Below are 18,189 nucleotides of genomic sequence, written 5' to 3'. Positions count from 1 at the left end.
CCCGCCTCTGCCGCCTCGCGCGCCAGCCGCGTGGCGGGAAACCGGACTTCGTCCGGCTTGCGGAACGTGAGTTCACCGATTTCAGCCAGGTCCAAAGGCGCGCAAGGCGTGTCCATCCGTTCCGGCCAGGCCAGCGCCGAGGCGATCGGCACCCGCATGTCCGAAGGCCCGAGCTGCGCCAGTGTGGATCCATCCCGGTATTCCACCATGGAATGGACCACGGACTGCGGGTGCACGATGATGCGCAGCTTATCCAGACCGACCGGGAACAGATAATGCGCCTCGATCAGTTCGAGGCCCTTGTTGAACATCGTCGCCGAATCGACGCTGATCTTTGCGCCCATGTCCCAGTTCGGGTGCTTGATCGCCTGGGCCGGCGTCGCCAGGGTCAGGCGGTCGAGAGTCCAGTCGCGAAACGGGCCGCCGCTGGCGGTGAGCGTGATCCAGCGGACATGGTCGAGACTGTTGCCCTGGAGGCACTGGAAGATCGCGTTGTGCTCGGAATCGATCGGCAGCAGCGTGGCGCCGTGGCGTTCGACGGCCGCCGTCATCACTTCGCCCGCCGAAACCAGCGCTTCCTTGTTGGCCAGCGCGATCACCCCGCCCTGCTCGATCGCCGCCATCGTCGGCGCCAGGCCCGCACAGCCGACGATCGCGGCGACGGTGACATCCGCGCCGCGCGCCGCCGCTTCCACGAGCGCCTGGGCGCCACCGGCCGCTTCGATGTCCGTCCCGGCGAGCGCCTCGCGCAGTTCGGAAAGCCGCGCTTCATCGGCCACCACGGCAAGCTCGGCGGAGAATTCGATCGCCAGCTTCGCGAGTTCGGCGACGTTGCCATTGGCGGTCAGCGCGACGACGCGCCAATCGGCAGGGCTGCGCCGAATGAGGTCCAGCGTCGATGCGCCGATGGAGCCGGTAGCCCCGAGAACGGAAATGGTGCGCATGATTGTCATCGTGGCTGGAAAAGGATCATCAGCCCTAGCACGAAAAGCACGGCCAGCAAGCCGTCAAGCCGATCGAATAACCCGCCGTGCCCGGGAATGAAGTTGGCGGAATCCTTGACCCCTGCCCGGCGCTTCATCCAGCTCTCGAAAAAATCGCCGGTCTGGGCGCAAACGGCAAGGAGAATGCCGGTCATCAGGCAGGTTGCGAACAGCGGCAGCCAACTTGCGGTGAGATACCAGCAGGGCTGCATTCCGAAACAGGCCGGGCCGTCCGCCGCGTTGCCTTGCGGATGGACCGAGAGGATCCCTTCCTGCCAGAACCGCGCGGCTCCGAACAGCACCAGAGTCGCGCCGAGAACACCGCCGAACAGGCCGGACCAGGTCTTGGACGGGCTGATCGAGGGCGCGATCTTGGGGCCGCGCAGCGTACGTCCGGTGAAATAGGCACCGACGTCCACGCCGATGACGGCCAGCAGGATCGTCAGCAGCGGCGCCAGGCTGAATGCCGGGTTGCGCAGGAACAGCAGCGTGGCGGCAGCGATACCGACATAGAGCATGCCGCCGAAATTGAAGGCCGCACGCTCCGCCGGATTTTGCGTGCCGAGACGCGCCAGCTTCACCCACTCCCACAAGACGCCGAGCGCGACAGCACAGACGAAGGCCGTCCAGACCGCCCCGCCCAACCATAGCGCACCGCCGGCGACGATCAGCATGACGAGGGCGGAAACCGTCCGCACCCCCAGGTCGGACGTCCTTCTGCCGGGATCAGCGTCCGCCATAGCGTCGGTCCCGTGCAGCGAAGTCTTCGAGTGCCTGCCGCAAGTGCTCTGCGGTGAAGTCCGGCCAGAGCACTTCGGTGAACATCATTTCGGCATAGGCCGCCTGCCAGAGCAGAAAATTGGAAAGCCGGACTTCGCCGGAGGTGCGGATCAGCAGGTCGAGCGGCGGCAGGTCAGCCGTATCCAGCTCCGCCGCTATCGTCTCCGGGGTGATCGCACCTTTTGCCGCCGCTTTGGTGGCGGCCCGGGCAATCTCGTCCTGCGAGCCATAGTTTAGCGCCACCGCCAGCGTCGTGCCGGTATTCGCCGCCGTCTTTGCCACCGCGCCTTCGACCAGTTCGACGACATCGGGCTTGAAGGCCTTGTAATCGCCGATAATCTTCAGGCGGACACCCGCTGCCGCGAACTCGTCGAGGTCCGAGAGGATGAAGCGCTTCATCAGGCTCATGAGGTCGGAGACCTCTTCCTCCGGTCGCCGCCAGTTCTCGGTCGAGAAGGCGTAGAGCGTCAACGCTTCCAGCCCCATCTCGCGTGCGCCGCGCACGACCCGGCGAACCGCCTCCACGCCGCGCTGGTGACCCAGCGCGCGCGGGAGATGGCGCTTCTTCGCCCAGCGTCCATTGCCATCCATGATGATGGCGACATGACGCGCCGTGACGGGTTCGCTCTTCGCCATCAGGCGTCGTCCCTCAAGCTGGGCCTCAAGCCGGAGCCGCCAAGCCTCACTTGCCGAGGATTTCCTTTTCCTTGGCGCCGAAAACTTCGTCGAGTTGCTTGATCATGTCGTCGGTCAGCTTCTGGACCTCGGTTTCGCCGCGCTTGCGATCGTCTTCCGAGATCTCCTTCTTCTTCTCGTCGGCCTTCAGGTTCTCGATACCGTCCCGGCGCACGTTGCGAATGGCGACACGGGCCTTTTCCGCGTAGGAGCTGGCGAGCTTGGCGAGTTCCTTGCGGCGCTCCTCGGTCAGGTCCGGGATCGGCAGGCGCAGGGTGTTGCCGTCATTGATCGGGTTGAGACCCAGACCGGCGGAACGGATCGCCTTCTCGACCGGGCCGATGTTCGACTTGTCCCAGACCTGTACCGAGAGCATGCGCGGCTCGGGGGCCGAGATCGTCGCGACCTGGGTGATCGGGGTGTTGGCACCGTAGACGGTGACCATGATCGGCTCCAGCAGCGCGGTATTGGCGCGGCCGGTGCGCAGGCCCGAGAGATCATGCTTCAGCGCTTCGATCGCGCCGTTCATGCGGCGCTCGAGGTCCGCCTTGTCGTACTTGGCCATGAATCAGGCTCCTTTCTGGACGACCGTCTTGGTGCCGCCACCCGCGAGGACAGTGGCGAGATTGCCCTGCTCGCGGATCGAGAACACGACGATCGGGATTGCATTGTCGCGGCAGAGCGCCACGGCGGAAGCGTCCATCACCTTCAGATTGTCGGCAAGGACGGTGTCGTAGTCGACGGAATCGTAACGCTGGGCGTCAGGGTTGGTCTTGGGATCGCTGTCGTAGACGCCGTCTACGCTCGTGCCCTTGAGCAGGGCGTCGCAGCGCATCTCGGCAGCGCGAAGTGCTGCGCCCGAATCGGTAGTGAAGTAAGGCGCGCCGACACCGGCGGCGAAGATCACGACCCGGCCCTTTTCGAGGTGACGCTCGGCACGGCGGCGGATCACCGGCTCGCACACCTGGTCCATCTGCACGGCGGACTGCACGCGGGTCTCGACGCCGAGCTGCTCCAGCGCATTCTGCATCGCCAGCGCATTCATGACGGTGGCCAGCATGCCCATGTAGTCCGCCTGCGCGCGGTCCATGCCGCGCGCCGCGCCGGCCATGCCGCGGAAGATGTTGCCGCCGCCGATGACGAGACAGATCTCCAGGCCGGTCTCCTTGGCGGCCTTCACTTCCTTGGCAAGCTCGGTCACGAATTCGGGATCGATTCCGAACTGCTGGCTTCCCATCAAGACTTCGCCCGACAGCTTGAGCAGGACGCGCTTGTAGGGGGAAGAACTCATGGCCGCACAATCTCCTCTGGGCAATCCGCCCGGCTTTAGGAGCGCAGCGGCGCCTTGCCAAGGGGCGAGCTTGTGGATGAGCGCGGCCGACCGGGAAGGTGGCCCGCCCTACCCCTTCATAGGTAGCGCATCCACCAGGCCGGACTCGCCCGCTTCAAGGTGCCGAAACGGCGCGTGGCGAACCAGCACGGCACCGCCACAAGCGCGGCCAGCGCCCAGATCCAGCCCACGGAGGGCACGCTCACCAGGCCCGTCGCGCCCAGCCCCGCGCCGGCAATCCGGTTCGCCCCGTGGAGCACGTAGAGATGAAGGAGGTAGAAGAACAAGGGCGCCCCGCCCAGCACGGCCAGGCCGCGGATCGCCCGGCTGCTCCCCGCTCGGTCGATCCGCTCGAAAAGATGCAGCACGAGCGCGCCGATCCCGAGCGTGAGCAGCAGGAAGCAGGCTGAGGCAGGATACTTGGTGAGATTCACGAAGCTCATCGCATTCCGCAGCCCCTCGTCGGTGGGGTGCCAGCCTTGCGTGTCGCCATACCCGATGAAGGCGCGGAAGACGGCGAGCAGCACCAGGCTTCCCGCGGCGAATAGCAGCAAAGCCCTGCCCCGTGCGCCCGGTTCGGCATCGCGCCCGAACCAGGGTCCGGCGCCATAGCCCAGCGCCATGACCCCGATCCACGGCAGCACCGGATAGGACGTGCGCGCCGCAGCCCCCCAAGGCAGAGCGATCAGGTCGCGCTGGTGAAGAATCGCCCAGAGCGCATGGCCCGGCGCATCCGCTGCAAGCGTAACGCCGTCCAGAAGATTGTGGCCGAGAACCAGCATCGCACCGATCGCCGCCAGCCCGGCGCGCGGAACGCGGATAAGCACAGCCAGGACCAGCATCGATAGCCCGATCGCCCAGATCACCTGCAGGAAATAAGTCCTGGGCACCGGGTCGAAGGTCCAGGCGAAGTTTACCAGCGTCACTTCCAGGACGATCAGGAACAGGCCGCGCTTGGCGAGAAAACCGCCCGCGCGTGCGGTATCACCGCGCGCATGAAGCCAGGCAGACACCCCGGTCAAAGCCACGAAGACGGGCGCGCAGAGATGCGCCGCAAGCCGGGTTAAGAACAGGGCGGGATCGGTCTCGTCGAGGTTCATCGGATCGGCCACTTGCCGATCGAGGTAGAAGAACTCGCGGGTATGATCCACGAGCATCAGCAGCATGACCAGGCCCCGCAAGGCATCGATGGCCACGATGCGCTTCGCGCGGGAGGAGCTGGCAGAACCGGGCGAGGAAACCGACGAAGTATAGGGGCGACTCATCCCGCGCCCCTTATCGTAACGTTATATCGTTTCAACCCCCATCAGACAAAGCGCCGCCTCAAAGCCATGGGTGCCGCCCCGCAGATCGCGATCCTGCGTGAAGCCCAAAAAAAGGGCCGGGAAGCTCACGCTCCCCGGCCCTTCGCCTGTTCGGTATCCCGAAGGATCAGCCTGCGACGGCAGCAGCCACTTCGGCTGCGAAGTCGGTGACTTCCTTCTCGATGCCTTCGCCGAGCTGGAAGCGGACGTAGTCCTTCAGCACGATCTTGGTTCCGGCGTCCTTGCCGGCCTGGTCGACGACCTGCTGGATCGGGGTCTTGTTGTCCATGACGAAGACCTGCGAGAGCAGTGCGTTTTCCTTGGCGTACTTGGCGATCGCGCCTTCGACCATCTTCGCCTGCACCGCTTCGGGCTTGCCGGATTCGGCGGCCTTTTCCTGAGCGATCTTGCGCTCGCGCTCGATCAGTTCGGCGTCGAGATCGTCGGCGTTGAGGGCCAGCGGGAAGGCGGCGGCGATGTGCATCGCGATCTGCTTGCCGAGGGCTTCGAGAACGTCAGCCGAAGCTTCCGATTCGAGCGCGACGAGCACGCCGATCTTGCCGAGGTTCGGCGCGGCGGCGTTGTGCATGTAGGGGACGACGAGGCCCTGAGCGACCTCGACGGTCTTCAGGCGGCGAACCTGCTGGTTCTCGCCGATGGTCGCAACGTTGTTGGTCAGCGCGTCGCCGACGGTGCCGCCGGTCGGGTAGGCAGCGGCCTTCAGCGCTTCGACGTCGTCACCGGCAACGCCGAGGGCGACTTCGGTGGTCTTGCGGACGAAATCCTGGAACTGGTCGTTCTTCGCAACGAAGTCCGTTTCCGAGTTCACTTCGACGGCAACGCCCTTGGTGCCGGTGACGGCAACGCCAACCAGACCTTCGGCCGCGGTGCGGCTCGACTTCTTCGCGGCAGCAGCCAGACCGCGAGCGCGCAGCGCGTCGACGGCGGCTTCGAGATCGCCACCGGTTTCGTCCAGGGCCTTCTTGCAGTCCATCATGCCGGCGCCGGTGCGCTCGCGCAGGTTCTTCACGTCAGCGGCGGTGTAAGCCATCGCTCAAATCCTCTTGTTGGGGTCAAGCCGAAGATCGGCCTTTAAAGTACCCAGGCCGCTCAGCGACCCGGAAATGAAACGCGCGCCAGGCCCATTGGACCCGGCGCGCGACAATTCCATGACGAAAAAGTCGTCGCCGGACCTATCAGGCCTCGACTGCTTCCTCGGCCACCGGCACGTCCATGGCGCCGATGTCGGCACCGCTCTGGACGAGCGCGTCACGGCCACCCTTGGTAGCGGCCTGGGCGATGGCTTCGCAGTACAAGCGCACGGCGCGGCTGGCGTCGTCGTTGCCCGGGATCGGGAAGGCGATGCCCTGCGGGTTCACGTTGGTGTCGAGCACGGCAACGACCGGGATGCCAAGGACGTTGGCTTCCTTGATGGCCAGCTCTTCCTTGTTCGCGTCGATCACGAACATCACGTCCGGGATGCCGCCCATGTCGCGGATACCGCCGAGCGACAGTTCCAGCTTGTCACGCTCGCGGGTGAGCTGGAGAACTTCCTTCTTGGTCAGGCCGGTGGTGTCGCCGGCGAGCTGCTCTTCAAGAGCCTTGAAGCGCTTGATCGAACCCGAGATGGTCTTCCAGTTGGTGAGCATGCCGCCCAGCCAGCGGTGGTTGACGAAGTGCTGACCGCAGGCGCGGGCGGCCTGGGCGATCGGCTCCTGGGCCTGGCGCTTGGTGCCTACGAAGAGCACCTTGCCGCCCGACTGGACGGTCGACTGCACGAATTCGAGAGCGCGCGCGAAGAGCGGCACGGTCTGCGACAGGTCAATGATGTGGATGCCGTTGCGTGCGCCGAAGATGTACGGCTTCATGCGCGGATTCCAGCGGTGGGTCTGGTGACCGAAGTGCGCGCCGGCTTCGATGAGCTGCGACATGGTGACGACGGGTGCCGCCATAATAGAATTCCTTCCGGTTGAGCCTCTGGAAAGCAGGAACCAGACGGACGCTTGAAGCCGACCGCCAAGGCACCGGTATGTGCGCTTTCCATGTGGATTGCCCGAGTCGCGGGAGACGCGAATTCGCCACCTTCGCCCGAGCGGGGCCGCCCTTAGCGCTGTTTGCCCCAAAAGGCCAGCCCCAATCCAGCGTTCCCGCAAGTCGGTTCGTCGCAGAGCATGGCATGGCGCGAAGAATCGCGGAAACTCTGGCCCTTTCGCCGGTTTTCCACAGAGTAGTCCCGCTTGGACGAGCGGATCATGACAACGCCTCGGGGGTGGCAAGACCAAGGACGCAATCGATGACTGTCGTTTCCTCCATCCTGTTCGGTATCGGCGCCGCGATTGCGCTCATGACGATCTGGACGAGCTATCGATCCGCCTTGCCTGCCCTGCGGAGATTGAAACACCAGCTCGACGGTCACGCCGAAGCCGCCGACGTGAGATGGACCTGCCGGGAAAATGCCGGGCAACCGATCCGCCCAGTCCTGGCCCGAACGGCAGCCCGCCGCGGTTCCAGGGTCAGACCGCGCCGGCGTAGCGACCTGACGCCTCACCATGCGACCTGACGGCTGCCCGCCTCAGTGCAGTCTTCGGGATCCTTCCAATCCAAACGCCTGATCGATCGTGCGGTCGTCCGCCGCAACGCCCTGCGCGACGACGCTCTCCAGAAGATCGCTCGTATGATCTATGATCGCCTGCATCTGCAGGATCGCCTCGCCGATCCCCTCCGCGCAGCGACATGACGGCATCAGATCGACGATGATGACCAGGCCATGCTGCGCATCGACCGAAAAGCGGCATCCCAGGAGCCGATCGTGCAGCCGCGCCAGCGTGAGGCACAAGGCCGCGTCGGGCTCGACCTCGTCCAGCACAAGTCCCTTGATCTGAGTCCAGTCATCCACGCCGAACACCGACCAGACGCTGCCGGTTTCGCGATCGCTGAGCACGAGTTCGTCTGCATCGATCTCCTCGAGATCGAAGCCGTTGGCCTCGCACCACTCCCCCAGGCCGCCGAGTTCGGCCAACCGTGCCCCAGTTCCCTCGCTCATCGCCTGTCCGAACCCGAAAACGGCAGCGGCAATGCGGCGGCGCCGGATTCCGCCTTGACAGGTTGAGAACAAATTGAGAACAGGGTCATCACAAGAACATTGATAGAACGATTCTGGTTTTTCCACAAGATCTCCACAGCCCGCCCCGGCGGCACCTGAGACTTGCTGAACGATGCTTCGAAAGGAACGGTCATGACTGCTTTTGCCGCCTGTCTCTTTACCGTGGCCGCGCTGGTTTCGGCCCACGCTATCGCCATGAGCTGGCTCCGCCATGGAGACGCGGTCCGCGGCCTTTCCGCCAGCCATTGCAGCGCTCCGCAGACGACGATCTTGAAGTGGAGAATGATCGAGCGCGAACGTCTGCCGCTTAGACAAAGCCTCCCGGCACTCGCCACCCTCAGGAAGGATCGCGCCCCTCGCCCTCGCCGTCAATCGCAATGGAATGCGGCGGAACGGCCGGTGCTGGAGTGGCCGGGTGTGGACCTTGGCGCGGAACTCGCCGCCTGACCCTGGCGTAAGTGCCGATGCCGATGGGCACCAGTACCAGGTAAGCCAGCGTAATCACCGCCAGCGTGAACCACGGCTCCATCAGCAGCGCCGCGACCGTCAGGCCGACCAACGCTATGACGCCGAGGCGCAGACGCGGCGGCGGCCGCATGCGCGACCAGCTCAGCGTCGGCAGGCTGGAGATCATCAGGAATGCAATCACGACCATCCATAGGCTGACCGCGACAGGGTTGGCGAATTCAGGAATGCCGGTGGCGATCCACAGGTACATGGGCAGGAACGCCAGACCTGCGCCGATCGGCGCGGGAACGCCGGTCAAGAAGCCTGCCTGCTTGTGCGGCTGATCGATCTCGTCGAGACGCGAATTGAAGCGGGCCAGGCGAAGGACGCAACAGATCGCAAAGGCAAGCGCCGCAATCCAGCCCAGGCTCGGAAGCTGGTGCAGGGTCCAGAGGTAGACGATCAGCGCGGGAGCGACACCGAACGAGATGGAATCGGCCAGGCTGTCCAGCTCGGCCCCGAAACGGGTCTGGGCCTTGAGGAGCCGCGCGGCGCGACCGTCGATGCCGTCGAGCAGGCCGGCCAGGATGATCGCCTGCACCGCACGTTCGTAGTCGCCGCCGATCGCGAAGCGAATGCCGGTAAGGCCGGAACAGAGCGCCGCAGCAGTGATGGCATTGGGAACGAAGACACGCATGGGCAGCCCGCCGGCAAGACGGCGCACGCGAAGACCATCGCCTTCCATCCCGCCACCCCGGGTCCCGCCGGGCCGATCGCTCACTGTGAAATGCCTTCGATGACCGGTGCCGAAGCCACTTCGGCCAGCACGGTTTCACCGGCGACGATCCGTTGACCCATCAGCACTTTCGGTTCGGTGCCCGCCGGAAGATAGACATCCACACGGCTGCCGAAGCGGATCAGACCGATGCGCTGGCCCGACGCGATCATGTCACCCGGCTTCACGAAGGGCACGATTCGCCGCGCCACCAGGCCGGCAATCTGGGTGAAGCAGACGCGCAGACCGTCGCCGCGTTCGACCAGGATGTGCTGGCGTTCGTTCTCCTCGCTGGCCTTGTCGAGGTCGGCATTGAGGAACTTGCCCGGGATGTAGATCACCCGGCGCACCGTACCGCCGATCGGGCTGCGGTTGATGTGGACGTCGAAGACGCTCATGAAGATGGAGATGCGGGTGACCGGCTCGGTCGGCATCGGCAGCGAACCGCTGCCATCCTCTACCGTCAGTTCGCGCGGGGGCGAAACTTTACCGATCAGCGTCACAAGGCCGTCCGCCGGTGCGACGATATAGCGATCGTCCTGAGGCGTGACGCGAACGGGATCACGGAAGAACGCAAGGACGCAATAAGTCAGCAGGACCAGCGGCAAACCCACGAGCGGGCCGAACACGATCCAGCCGATCAGCGCGACAACGCCCGCGATCGCGCCAAACTTGCGGCCTTCCGGGTGGACGGAAGGCCAGCTCCAGGACGCTTCGCCGCGTCCCTGATTATCGAGAATTTCTCCGGGCATACCGTCCTCTAGTCACTGTCCGCCGCCCCCGCAATGCCAGGGAACGCGCCATGTTCCCATGCGAGGGGATCGACGGTGATATTTATATGAGGAAATCGTTCGACCGCCTTTGGGCGGGAGCGCTCTTTTCAGAGGAACCGGTGGTGGACAGGGCTGGATTCGAACCAGCGTACGCTTGCACGGGCAGATTTACAGTCTGCTGCCTTTAACCACTCGGCCACCTGTCCACACCAGTTGCTGGCGGGGGTCTTTCCATCGAAAGACCCGTTGTGTTGAAGCTCTGAAGCCAGAGCCTCGCTGCCGAGGAGCGCGCCTATGTAGAACGCGGCCTTGCCTGTCAATGGGGGGAATGGCAGGAGCGGCATAGTTTTTTCGAATAAGGACATTTTCATGAGCAATCGTAGCGACCGGCAAGACGGCGACCGCGAAGGCGGACGTTCCGGGAAACCGCTGCGCGGCCGCGCGGGCCGGATGAAGAACGGCCGTGGCAGCGGGCGCGCAAGCACCGGCATGGTCCGCCTGTGGGGGCGTCACGCCGTGGAAGCCGCGCTGAAGAATCCGAATCGCAGCCACCGCAAGCTCTGGGCGACTCGCGAGGGCGTCGAATCGCTGGACGGCGAATTGCCGAGCGATTTCCCCGTGGAATGGGCGCAGCCATCCGATCTCGCGCGCCTGGTCGCTCGCGACGCACCGCATCAGGGCCTCGTGCTCGAATGCTCGCCGCTGGAAGACATCTTTATCGACGATGTGCTCGACGGCGACCCCTCCCGTCCCGTCGTCGTGCTGGACCAGGTGACCGACCCGCACAACGTCGGCGCGATCATGCGCTCGGCCGCCGCTTTCAATGCTTGCGCCATCGTCACGCAGGACCGGCACGCGCCGCCTGAATCCGGCACTCTGGCCAAGAGCGCTTCCGGCGCTCTGGAAGTCCTGCCCTGGGTGCGCGTCGTCAATCTCGCCCGCGCGCTCGAAGAAATCGCGGAAGCCGGCTACTGGCGGATCGGCCTTGATGGTGCGGCCCAGTCGACGCTCGGCGAGGCCCTGCCCGATGGCCCGGTAGCCCTTGTGCTCGGAGCCGAAGGTGACGGTATGCGCCACAACATCGTCCAGCACTGCGATGCCATCGCCAAGTTGCCGATCAGCGAGGCGATGGAAAGCCTGAACGTCAGCAACGCGGCCGCCATCGCGCTCTACGCCGCAGCAACGCGCGGCTGACGGGCCGGACGCAAGAGGGGCAGTCATCATGATCGAAACCCAAAGGCGCCCTGCGGGGCGCCGCCTGCTCGGCGGCCTTGCGGTCGCCGCTCTGGCGCTGCTGGCAGCGGCCTGTATTTTCGCGCCGGGCAAGTTTATCTCGACTCTCGACCTTCGCAAGGACCGCACGTTTACGTTCCGCTATGCCGGAGAGGTCGTGATGGTGCCTCTGCAGATGTCGAAGCCGAAGCCGTTCGAGGCGGAAGCCTGTCACAACGACGACTACGAAGAACGTCCCTGCACCGAGGACGAGCTCGCCCAGCAGAAGGCGGACTGGGACAAGTCGAGCGAAGAAAAGAAGAAGAGCGAGGCGGAGACCACGCGGCTGCTGCTTGGCGGCCTCGATCCCAGCGATCCCAAGGCCGGCGAACAGATTGCCGAAAAGCTCCGCCGCCAGGTGGGCTGGAACAAGGCGGTCTATCTGGGCAACGGCAAGTTCGACGTAGATTTCGCCACGACAGGCCGGCTGGACCACGACTTCGCCTTCCCGACGATCGAAGGCTTCGCCATGAGCAACGCTTTCGTTCAACTCTCACTGCGCCGCGACGGCTCGGTACGAATCGATGCCCCGTCGTTCGGGCTCCAGGGTGGCGCAGCCGGCATGGGTGCGATGATGGGCGATCTCGCCAGCGGCAAGAGCAAGGAGGCCATGCCTGGCCCGTCCGAAGCGGACGGCACGTTCACGCTGACCACCGATGGCGAGATCCTCGCCAATAACACGGACGAAGGCCCCAAGGCCGCGCCGCGCGGGAAGGCGCTGTTCTGGAAGGTCGATCCCAGGACGCCGGCTGCTCCTACCGCGCTCGTCCGGCTCGCGCCCTGATCCGACCCCGGCCCGAAAAGAAAACGCCGCGCCGACCCGAGGGTCGGCGCGGCGTTTTCTTTTCGGCCTGCAAGGCCTGGCAGGCGAGAAGGACGCTTAGTTGACGGCGTCCTTGAGGCCCTTGCCGGCCTTGAACTTCGGCTGAGCCGAAGCCTTGATTTCCATCGGCTCGCCGGTGCGCGGGTTGCGGCCTGTCGAGGCCTTGCGCTTGGCGACCGAGAAGGTGCCGAAACCGACCAGGCGAACTTCGTCGCCGGCCTTCAGCGCAGCGGTGACGGCGTCGAACACGCCTTCGACGGCCTTGGTGGCGTCGCTACGGGTCAGACCGCTCGAGTCCGCGACGGCGCTGATGAGATCGTTCTTGTTCATTGTGGGTACCCCCTAACCTTTCATTTGAATCGGATGTGACGGGAATATGTGAATTCGCTTCCGGACGGCGACGGAATTGAGCCGTTTTTGAGAGCGGTGTCAAAGGCTAAACACGGCCAAAACCGGTACTTTATCGCGTTTTTCCGGCATCTGGATGACGATTTCCGGGATTGTGCAACGCAGCATGAACGAGGGCTGGCAGGCACGGCAATTTCGGCGCGAGGCGCCGCGCGTTCCGGGCACGAAAAAGGCGGTCCGAGAACGAACCGCCTCTCAAGTCGCCCGCCCCTTGCGGGCCGGACGCGAAGCCTCGGCTTATGCCTGGGCGTCGTTGATGCGGCGCTCGGCGATGCGAGCGCGCTTGCCGGTACGACCGCGCAGGTAGTACAGCTTGGCACGACGCACGACGCCGCGGCGGACCACGGTGATCGAGTCGATGTTCGGCGAGTAGAGCGGGAATACGCGTTCCACGCCTTCACCGAAGCTCATCTTGCGAACGGTGAAGTTGGAACCCATGCCACGGTTCGAACGCGCAATGCACACGCCTTCGTAAGCCTGGACGCGAGTACGGGTGCCTTCGACAACCTTCACGCCGACGCGGACGGTGTCGCCCGGACGGAAGGTCGGGATGTCCTTGGCGGCCTTGGCGATTTCCTCGGCTTCGATCTGCTGAATCAGGTTCATGAACCCAAATCCTCTTTCTTGCGCTGCGCGCCAGAGGCAAACTGGCCCCGAACGCCCCTGTGGCGTTCCCAAAGGTCCGGCCTGCGTGACCGTGTATCTTCCTCCGCCTGATGTTTCCGCCAGGCGGCGATCTTCGCATGATCCCCCGATCGCAGCACTTCGGGGATCGTGCGCCCTTCCCACTCGGTGGGTCGGGTATATTGCGGGTACTCGAGAAGGCCGTCCTCGAACGATTCCTCGGTCCCGCTGGAAGCCGCGCCCATTACTCCGGGAAGGAGGCGAATGCAAGCGTCCAGCAGCAGGATCGCCGCGGGTTCGCCGCCCGAAAGCACCGCATCGCCGACGGACATCTCCTCGACCTGCCGGCCTTCGAAGATCCGTTCGTCGAAACCCTCGAAACGACCGCAGAGAATGGTGACGCCGGGTCCATTCGCCAGTTCGCGTACGCGCGCCTGCGAGATCGGCTTGCCGCGTGGAGTCATGGCAATGATCGGCGCGTCCGGATTGATGGCGCGGGCATGGTCGATGGCGGCCGCCAATACGTCCACCTTGAGCACCATTCCGGCACCGCCGCCCGCAGGCGTGTCATCGACGGTGCGGTGCTTGTCCCTGGTGAAATCGCGGATATGGACAGGGTTCATGGCCCATTTCCCCTCCACCAGCGCCCTGCCCGCCAGGCTGACGCCGAGCGAACCGGGGAACATCTCCGGATAGAGGGTGAGGACGGTGGCGTTGAAAGTCATGCCCTCGCGCAAAGCCCAATTCCGCGGCTGCGGCAAGGGGGAAGCGCCGGAATTGCGCCTTTCAGAGCGGTTCCCAGACTTCGGCAGGCAGGAAAGCGCGGTCTCGCTCGATCTCATCGCGGAACCACTCTCGCAGGCGCTCAATTTTGCGAACGCCCACGCGACTCTCGGGGTGTACCATCCAATGCGCGGTTCCCGGCAGGTACATCGTCTCGAACGGCTGCACCAAGCGACCGGCCTCCAGATCTTCCCGCCAGATCAGCGGTGTCATCAGAGCGACTCCGAAACCCTCCCGCGCCGCACTGGCCTCCTGAAGCTGATTGTCGAACATGAACCCGCGTCGCGACGGCGGCGGCTGTTGCCCGACGCCCGCAGCGGAGAACCAACCATTCCACCAGGGATCATTGGGAGCAAAGCGCTCAACTGCGAGAATATCCTCCGGCCGCACGATGCGATGACGCTCGAGAAAATCCGGGGAGCAGATCGGCGAATAATGCTGCCGGAAAAGGAATTCGCTGCGAAGCCCGTCCCATTGCCCCGCACCGCCGCGAATGGCGACATCGTAGTTCGAGAGAGCGAAGTCGATCACTTCGTTGGAAAGCGACATGCGAACGGCAATATCCGGATGGCGAAGCTGGAAACGTCCGATGCGCGTGCTCAGCCAACTGGCGCCAAGCGACACGGACGCATTGATGGCCAGCACGTCCTCGTCCTCGCTGCGAATAGCCGCGAAAGCGTCGGTCATGGCGATGAAGGCGCCGCTGAGGGCGGGCAGAAGGCGCCGTCCGGCATCGGACAGATGCACCCTGCCCTTTTCCCGCACGAACAGCGGCTTGCCGACGCGGTCTTCGAGCTGCCGGATCTGATAGGAGACCGCCGCCTGGGTCATGCCCAGTTCCTCCGCCGCGCGCGAGAAATTCTCGTGGCGACCGGCAGCCTCGAAGGCGCGAACGGCGGTCAGGGGCGGGAGGCGGTCCATTCCGAGATAATAAGGTTGCCTTATAGGTTCCACCAGAGGCTTTGCTGGCGCGGACACGCAGGATCGCGCAGATTCCGGTCATCCGATGGAGGAACCGGACGATGCAGGATCAACATTTCATGCAGCAGTGGAACGCCGGCCATGACTGGTTTTCCGAAGGGCTAGGTAACGGGCTTACCGAGAAAGCCAAGGCGCGGTTTCGCCGCGGATCTCCGCGACAGGAAAGGCCGGAATCGCCGCTGGCCCGCCGGGCCCGCCTGACCGGGATCGGCGTGATTGGCGGCATTCTGGCGGGGGCAAGTCTGGGCATGGTGGCACCCCTGGTGCTCGCCAGCGACTGCCCGCAAGCGCCTCCGGAAGCGGCGCGCTCGTGCACGCAGGCCGCGCTTGCCTGATCACCGCCCGCCAAAGCGAAAAGGCCGCCCAGAGGGACGGCCTTTCCTTTATTCTTCCGCGAAGACGGCGGTGATGACCAACCGTTCGTGATCCCACTCGGGGACGGCCGCAGGTATCATCGGCACCATGAAGCGGCGCCGTTTTCCATCCTCGCCTGCCGGCCGCTCGATCTCGATCACGTCACCGGCGCCGAAGTTCTCGACCGCGACGCAGATGCCGAGTTCGTCACCTGCTTCGGAGACGGCGCGCAGGCCCAGCAGGTCGGCGTGATAATACTCGCCTTCCGCAAGCTCGGGCATGGCCGAGCGCGGAACGGTCAGCGCGGTTCCGCGCAGCTTCTCGGCAGCGTTGCGATCGGGCACTTGCTCGAAGCGGGCGATCGCGCCGCCTTTGCCGTCATCACGCAGCTTGGCGAGCGTCAGGGTGGAATCGTTGAAGGCGCGGTAGCGCTTGAGCGCCGCCACGCCTTCACCGAACAGCTTGAGGCGAACCTCGCCCGTCACGCCGTGCGCGCCGGTTATGGCAGCAAGCGTGACGGGGCGGTCTGGACCAGCCATCTGGATCTGACCTGAAGCTTAGGCTTCGGTCGATTCCTCAGCGGCTGCTTCGGCAGGCGCTTCTTCAGCGGCCGGAGCGGCAGCAGCGGCGGCGGCCGCTTCTTCAGCTTCACGCAGCTTCTCGGCACGCTCTTCAGCGCGGTCCTTGGCCTTCTGGCCCGGCTCGCCCTTCTTGGCGTTCACAGTGGCGGCGCGTTCCTTGATGCCGGCCTTGTCGAGCAGGCGGGCAACGCGGTCGGTCGGCTGGGCGCCAACGCCAAGCCAGTAACGCACGCGGTCTTCGACCAGACGGACGCGGTTTTCGTCGTCCTTGGCGAGGATCGGGTTGTAGGTGCCGACCTGCTCAAGATACTTGCCGTCACGCGGAGCGCGCGAGTTGGAGACGACGATCTTGTAGTAAGGACGCTTCTTCGCGCCACCACGCGACAGACGGATCGAAACGGACATTGCTCTACCTTTCCTTCAAATCTTCAAAAACTATTTCTTCAGAAACTTGCTGAGATCGGGACCACCGGCGCCAAGGCCGGGAAGGCCTCCGGCACCGCCAAGTCCACCCATGCCGCCGGGGCCGCCAAGGCCCGGCATGGCGGCATCCAGGCCGCCCTTGCCGAACATGGCGGCAAGGCCCTTGAGGCCGCCCATCTTCTTGATCTGCTTCATGGCCTTGGACATCTCCTGGTGCATCTTCAGGAGCTTGTTGACGTCCTGCACATTGGTGCCCGAGCCGTTGGCGACGCGGATCTTGCGCTTGGCGTTGAGCAGCGCCGGATTGACGCGCTCCTTCTGGGTCATCGAACCGATGATCGCATCCATACGCAGCAGCACGCGGTCGTCCATGCCCGAGGCCTGCATCGCCGCCTTGGCCTTCTTCATGCCCGGCATCATGCCCGCCAGCGCGCCAAGGCCGCCCATCTTTTGCATCTGACCCAGTTGCATGCGCAGGTCGTTCATGTCGAACTTGCCCTGCTCCATGCGCTTGGCCAGCGCTTCGGCGTCTTCGATCTTGACCGCTTCCGCGGCCTTCTCGACGATGGAGACGATGTCGCCCATGCCGAGGATGCGGTTCGCGACGCGGCTGGGGTGAAAGACCTCGAGGGCCTCCATCTTCTCGCCGGTGCCCGCGAACTTGATCGGCTTGCCGGTGACGGCCCGCATCGACAGCGCCGCACCGCCGCGCGCATCACCGTCCATACGGGTAAGCACGACGCCGGTAAGGTCGACCTCGCCGGAGAACGACTGCGCGACGTTGACCGCGTCCTGACCCGTCAACGAGTCCACCACGAGCAGCGTTTCACGCGGAGTCGCGATGGCGGCGACCGCCTTCATCTCGTCCATGAGCTGCTGGTCGACGTGGAGACGACCGGCGGTGTCGAGCATCAGCACGTCGACAGCCTGGAGCCTGGCCGACTGCATCGCGCGGGTGGCGATCTCGGTCGGCTGCTGGCCGGCGATGATCGGCAGAGTGGCGACGCCGACCTGCTCGCCCAGCACGCGAAGCTGTTCCTGCGCGGCCGGACGATTGACGTCCAGCGAAGCCATCAGGACCTTCTTGCCCTGCTTCTCGCGCAGGAGACGGGCGATCTTGGCGGTGCTGGTGGTCTTGCCCGAGCCCTGGAGGCCGACCATCATGATGACGACCGGCGGCGCGGCGTTCAGATCGAGTTCGGCGGCCTGCCCACCTTGCCCTTCTTCGCCGCCCAGCATCTCGATCAGTGCGTCATTGACGATCTTGACGACCTGCTGGCCAGGCGTGACCGAACGGAGCACCGACTGGCCGATGGCCTTCTCGGTAACCTGGTCGATAAAGCGGCGCACGACGGGGAGCGCGACATCGGCTTCGAGCAGCGCGATGCGCACTTCGCGCATGGCATCGCGAACGTCCTGCTCCTTGAGCGCGCCGCGACCGCGCAGCTTGTCGAAAACGCCACCAAGACGATCAGACAGAGAGTCAAACATTCTCGCTCCTAACGTCACTCGCGGCGAACATGCCACAAACCCTTTCGGCAGCCGCAGCCGCCAGAACGCCAAAAACGCCGGTGGGCGAAACCTCGCTGACCGGCGTGACGGAAACCTTATGCGAAAAACGCCGGCGGACGAAACCTCGTCGGCCAGCGTATCGCGTTTCCGCGAAACTGATATGTCGAAATAACCGAACCAAGATGACTTTGAAAGGCTATTTCGGTGAAATGGTGGAGCCTAGCGGGATCGAACCGCTGACCTCCTGCATGCCATGCA

Annotated in this window: 24 protein-coding genes and 1 tRNA gene; 5 read left to right on the top strand and 20 right to left on the bottom strand. The window is 64.7% G+C overall.

Annotated features, from left to right (window positions below):
- From dxr to rpsB, 8 genes are all read right to left on the bottom strand, one after another.
- The coding region (gene dxr, locus L284_RS26655) for a 1-deoxy-D-xylulose-5-phosphate reductoisomerase (protein WP_031341367.1) at positions 1 to 944 on the bottom strand (944 nt) is incomplete at its 3' end.
- 5 nt (positions 945 to 949) lie between these two features.
- Complete coding sequence (locus L284_RS26650) at positions 950 to 1,723, bottom strand: phosphatidate cytidylyltransferase (protein ID WP_031341365.1); 774 nt, start codon at positions 1,721 to 1,723, stop codon at positions 950 to 952.
- Positions 1,710 to 2,399 carry a polyprenyl diphosphate synthase gene (gene uppS, locus L284_RS26645; protein ID WP_021232315.1) on the bottom strand — a complete coding sequence of 230 codons (690 nt, stop codon included), beginning with the start codon at positions 2,397 to 2,399 and terminating at the stop codon, positions 1,710 to 1,712. The genes L284_RS26650 and uppS overlap by 14 nt, the downstream gene beginning before the upstream one ends.
- A gap of 46 nt (positions 2,400 to 2,445) precedes the next feature.
- The gene (gene frr, locus L284_RS26640) at positions 2,446 to 3,003 is read right to left on the bottom strand and encodes a ribosome recycling factor (protein ID WP_021232314.1); all 558 of its coding nucleotides are present in this window, start codon (positions 3,001 to 3,003) and stop codon (positions 2,446 to 2,448) included.
- Between the two features lie 3 nt (positions 3,004 to 3,006).
- A complete protein-coding gene (gene pyrH, locus L284_RS26635; protein WP_021232313.1) occupies positions 3,007 to 3,729 on the bottom strand; it encodes a UMP kinase in 723 nt (240 codons plus the stop codon).
- A gap of 116 nt (positions 3,730 to 3,845) precedes the next feature.
- The gene (locus tag L284_RS26630; RefSeq protein WP_031341363.1) at positions 3,846 to 5,033 is read right to left on the bottom strand and encodes a DUF1624 domain-containing protein; all 1,188 of its coding nucleotides are present in this window, start codon (positions 5,031 to 5,033) and stop codon (positions 3,846 to 3,848) included.
- Between the two features lie 166 nt (positions 5,034 to 5,199).
- Positions 5,200 to 6,123 carry a translation elongation factor Ts gene (tsf, locus tag L284_RS26625; RefSeq protein ID WP_021232310.1) on the bottom strand — a complete coding sequence of 308 codons (924 nt, stop codon included), beginning with the start codon at positions 6,121 to 6,123 and terminating at the stop codon, positions 5,200 to 5,202.
- 145 nt (positions 6,124 to 6,268) lie between these two features.
- Entirely contained in the window at positions 6,269 to 7,024 is a 756-nt protein-coding gene (gene rpsB, locus L284_RS26620; protein ID WP_021232309.1) for a 30S ribosomal protein S2, read from the bottom strand.
- 341 nt (positions 7,025 to 7,365) lie between these two features.
- On the opposite strand from rpsB, the gene L284_RS47825 reads away from it, so the two are divergent.
- Complete coding sequence (locus tag L284_RS47825; RefSeq protein WP_152524591.1) at positions 7,366 to 7,632, top strand: hypothetical protein; 267 nt, start codon at positions 7,366 to 7,368, stop codon at positions 7,630 to 7,632.
- A gap of 12 nt (positions 7,633 to 7,644) precedes the next feature.
- Here L284_RS47825 and L284_RS46760 read toward each other — a convergent pair whose 3' ends face one another.
- The 5 genes from L284_RS46760 to L284_RS26605 form a co-directional block, all read right to left on the bottom strand.
- A complete protein-coding gene (locus tag L284_RS46760; protein ID WP_021232308.1) occupies positions 7,645 to 8,115 on the bottom strand; it encodes a hypothetical protein in 471 nt (156 codons plus the stop codon).
- Complete coding sequence (locus L284_RS0123615; RefSeq protein ID WP_152524590.1) at positions 8,112 to 8,372, bottom strand: hypothetical protein; 261 nt, start codon at positions 8,370 to 8,372, stop codon at positions 8,112 to 8,114. Before L284_RS0123615 ends, L284_RS46760 begins: the two co-directional genes overlap by 4 nt.
- Positions 8,373 to 8,512: 140 nt before the next feature.
- Positions 8,513 to 9,367 (bottom strand): CDP-alcohol phosphatidyltransferase family protein, encoded by an 855-nt coding sequence (locus L284_RS26615; protein WP_021232307.1) that lies wholly within the window; start codon positions 9,365 to 9,367, stop codon positions 8,513 to 8,515.
- A gap of 32 nt (positions 9,368 to 9,399) precedes the next feature.
- The gene (locus L284_RS26610) at positions 9,400 to 10,149 is read right to left on the bottom strand and encodes a phosphatidylserine decarboxylase (RefSeq protein WP_021232306.1); all 750 of its coding nucleotides are present in this window, start codon (positions 10,147 to 10,149) and stop codon (positions 9,400 to 9,402) included.
- A 141-nt stretch (positions 10,150 to 10,290) separates the two neighbouring features.
- Positions 10,291 to 10,376: transfer RNA gene (locus L284_RS26605), tRNA-Tyr, on the bottom strand.
- Positions 10,377 to 10,539: 163 nt separating this feature from the next.
- Between L284_RS26605 and L284_RS26600 the strand changes: the two genes are divergently transcribed.
- Both L284_RS26600 and L284_RS26595 read left to right on the top strand, forming a co-directional pair.
- The gene (locus L284_RS26600; RefSeq protein WP_021232305.1) at positions 10,540 to 11,364 is read left to right on the top strand and encodes a TrmH family RNA methyltransferase; all 825 of its coding nucleotides are present in this window, start codon (positions 10,540 to 10,542) and stop codon (positions 11,362 to 11,364) included.
- Between the two features lie 28 nt (positions 11,365 to 11,392).
- Complete coding sequence (locus tag L284_RS26595) at positions 11,393 to 12,226, top strand: hypothetical protein (protein WP_021232304.1); 834 nt, start codon at positions 11,393 to 11,395, stop codon at positions 12,224 to 12,226.
- Positions 12,227 to 12,322: 96 nt separating this feature from the next.
- On the opposite strand, the gene L284_RS26590 is transcribed toward L284_RS26595, so the two are convergent.
- From L284_RS26590 to L284_RS26575, 4 genes are all read right to left on the bottom strand, one after another.
- On the bottom strand, positions 12,323 to 12,595 hold the full coding sequence (locus tag L284_RS26590; protein WP_021232303.1) for an HU family DNA-binding protein: 273 nt from the start codon (positions 12,593 to 12,595) through the stop codon (positions 12,323 to 12,325).
- 315 nt (positions 12,596 to 12,910) lie between these two features.
- Entirely contained in the window at positions 12,911 to 13,279 is a 369-nt protein-coding gene (gene rplS / locus L284_RS26585) for a 50S ribosomal protein L19 (protein WP_021232302.1), read from the bottom strand.
- Positions 13,276 to 14,022: a tRNA (guanosine(37)-N1)-methyltransferase TrmD gene (gene trmD / locus L284_RS26580; protein ID WP_021232301.1), complete on the bottom strand. Its 747-nt coding sequence runs from the start codon at positions 14,020 to 14,022 to the stop codon at positions 13,276 to 13,278. Before trmD ends, rplS begins: the two co-directional genes overlap by 4 nt.
- A gap of 61 nt (positions 14,023 to 14,083) precedes the next feature.
- Positions 14,084 to 15,001 carry a LysR substrate-binding domain-containing protein gene (locus L284_RS26575; protein WP_021232300.1) on the bottom strand — a complete coding sequence of 306 codons (918 nt, stop codon included), beginning with the start codon at positions 14,999 to 15,001 and terminating at the stop codon, positions 14,084 to 14,086.
- 101 nt (positions 15,002 to 15,102) lie between these two features.
- On the opposite strand from L284_RS26575, the gene L284_RS26570 reads away from it, so the two are divergent.
- The gene (locus L284_RS26570) at positions 15,103 to 15,396 is read left to right on the top strand and encodes a hypothetical protein (RefSeq protein WP_021232299.1); all 294 of its coding nucleotides are present in this window, start codon (positions 15,103 to 15,105) and stop codon (positions 15,394 to 15,396) included.
- A 48-nt stretch (positions 15,397 to 15,444) separates the two neighbouring features.
- Here L284_RS26570 and rimM read toward each other — a convergent pair whose 3' ends face one another.
- The 3 genes from rimM to ffh are packed head-to-tail and all read right to left on the bottom strand — an operon-like array spanning position 15,445 to position 17,910.
- Positions 15,445 to 15,954, bottom strand: coding sequence for a ribosome maturation factor RimM (rimM, locus tag L284_RS26565; protein ID WP_021232298.1), 510 nt, complete (start codon positions 15,952 to 15,954; stop codon positions 15,445 to 15,447).
- An 18-nt stretch (positions 15,955 to 15,972) separates the two neighbouring features.
- The gene (gene rpsP, locus L284_RS26560; protein WP_021232297.1) at positions 15,973 to 16,401 is read right to left on the bottom strand and encodes a 30S ribosomal protein S16; all 429 of its coding nucleotides are present in this window, start codon (positions 16,399 to 16,401) and stop codon (positions 15,973 to 15,975) included.
- Between the two features lie 30 nt (positions 16,402 to 16,431).
- Positions 16,432 to 17,910, bottom strand: coding sequence for a signal recognition particle protein (ffh, locus tag L284_RS26555; RefSeq protein ID WP_021232296.1), 1,479 nt, complete (start codon positions 17,908 to 17,910; stop codon positions 16,432 to 16,434).
- Positions 17,911 to 17,939: 29 nt separating this feature from the next.
- Here ffh and L284_RS48615 point away from each other — a divergent pair.
- Positions 17,940 to 18,189, top strand: a 250-nt coding sequence (locus tag L284_RS48615; protein WP_235054254.1) for a hypothetical protein, incomplete at its 3' end; no start/stop codon positions are given.

The organism is Novosphingobium lindaniclasticum LE124, from assembly GCF_000445125.1.
Taxonomy (GTDB): Bacteria; Pseudomonadota; Alphaproteobacteria; order Sphingomonadales; family Sphingomonadaceae; genus Novosphingobium; species Novosphingobium lindaniclasticum.
The sequence above is the reverse complement of the archived record's forward strand: the minus strand, read 5'-3'. Positions and strand labels throughout refer to the sequence as shown.

Bases quoted from the DNA above. Each gene is read 5' to 3' on its own strand.
- L284_RS26650 (WP_031341365.1), bottom strand. From the start codon at position 1,723: ATGGCGGACGCTGATCCCGGCAGAAGGACGTCCGACCTGGGGGTGCGG.
- uppS (WP_021232315.1), bottom strand. From the start codon at position 2,399: ATGGCGAAGAGCGAACCCGTCACGGCGCGTCATGTCGCCATCATCATG.
- frr (WP_021232314.1), bottom strand. From the start codon at position 3,003: ATGGCCAAGTACGACAAGGCGGACCTCGAGCGCCGCATGAACGGCGCG.
- pyrH (WP_021232313.1), bottom strand. From the start codon at position 3,729: ATGAGTTCTTCCCCCTACAAGCGCGTCCTGCTCAAGCTGTCGGGCGAA.
- L284_RS26630 (WP_031341363.1), bottom strand. From the start codon at position 5,033: ATGAGTCGCCCCTATACTTCGTCGGTTTCCTCGCCCGGTTCTGCCAGC.
- tsf (WP_021232310.1), bottom strand. From the start codon at position 6,123: ATGGCTTACACCGCCGCTGACGTGAAGAACCTGCGCGAGCGCACCGGC.
- rpsB (WP_021232309.1), bottom strand. From the start codon at position 7,024: ATGGCGGCACCCGTCGTCACCATGTCGCAGCTCATCGAAGCCGGCGCG.
- L284_RS47825 (WP_152524591.1), top strand. From the start codon at position 7,366: ATGACTGTCGTTTCCTCCATCCTGTTCGGTATCGGCGCCGCGATTGCG.
- L284_RS46760 (WP_021232308.1), bottom strand. From the start codon at position 8,115: ATGAGCGAGGGAACTGGGGCACGGTTGGCCGAACTCGGCGGCCTGGGG.
- L284_RS0123615 (WP_152524590.1), bottom strand. From the start codon at position 8,372: ATGGCGATAGCGTGGGCCGAAACCAGCGCGGCCACGGTAAAGAGACAG.
- L284_RS26615 (WP_021232307.1), bottom strand. From the start codon at position 9,367: ATGGAAGGCGATGGTCTTCGCGTGCGCCGTCTTGCCGGCGGGCTGCCC.
- L284_RS26610 (WP_021232306.1), bottom strand. From the start codon at position 10,149: ATGCCCGGAGAAATTCTCGATAATCAGGGACGCGGCGAAGCGTCCTGG.
- L284_RS26600 (WP_021232305.1), top strand. From the start codon at position 10,540: ATGAGCAATCGTAGCGACCGGCAAGACGGCGACCGCGAAGGCGGACGT.
- L284_RS26595 (WP_021232304.1), top strand. From the start codon at position 11,393: ATGATCGAAACCCAAAGGCGCCCTGCGGGGCGCCGCCTGCTCGGCGGC.
- L284_RS26590 (WP_021232303.1), bottom strand. From the start codon at position 12,595: ATGAACAAGAACGATCTCATCAGCGCCGTCGCGGACTCGAGCGGTCTG.
- rplS (WP_021232302.1), bottom strand. From the start codon at position 13,279: ATGAACCTGATTCAGCAGATCGAAGCCGAGGAAATCGCCAAGGCCGCC.
- trmD (WP_021232301.1), bottom strand. From the start codon at position 14,022: ATGACTTTCAACGCCACCGTCCTCACCCTCTATCCGGAGATGTTCCCC.
- L284_RS26575 (WP_021232300.1), bottom strand. From the start codon at position 15,001: ATGGACCGCCTCCCGCCCCTGACCGCCGTTCGCGCCTTCGAGGCTGCC.
- L284_RS26570 (WP_021232299.1), top strand. From the start codon at position 15,103: ATGCAGGATCAACATTTCATGCAGCAGTGGAACGCCGGCCATGACTGG.
- rimM (WP_021232298.1), bottom strand. From the start codon at position 15,954: ATGGCTGGTCCAGACCGCCCCGTCACGCTTGCTGCCATAACCGGCGCG.
- rpsP (WP_021232297.1), bottom strand. From the start codon at position 16,401: ATGTCCGTTTCGATCCGTCTGTCGCGTGGTGGCGCGAAGAAGCGTCCT.
- ffh (WP_021232296.1), bottom strand. From the start codon at position 17,910: ATGTTTGACTCTCTGTCTGATCGTCTTGGTGGCGTTTTCGACAAGCTG.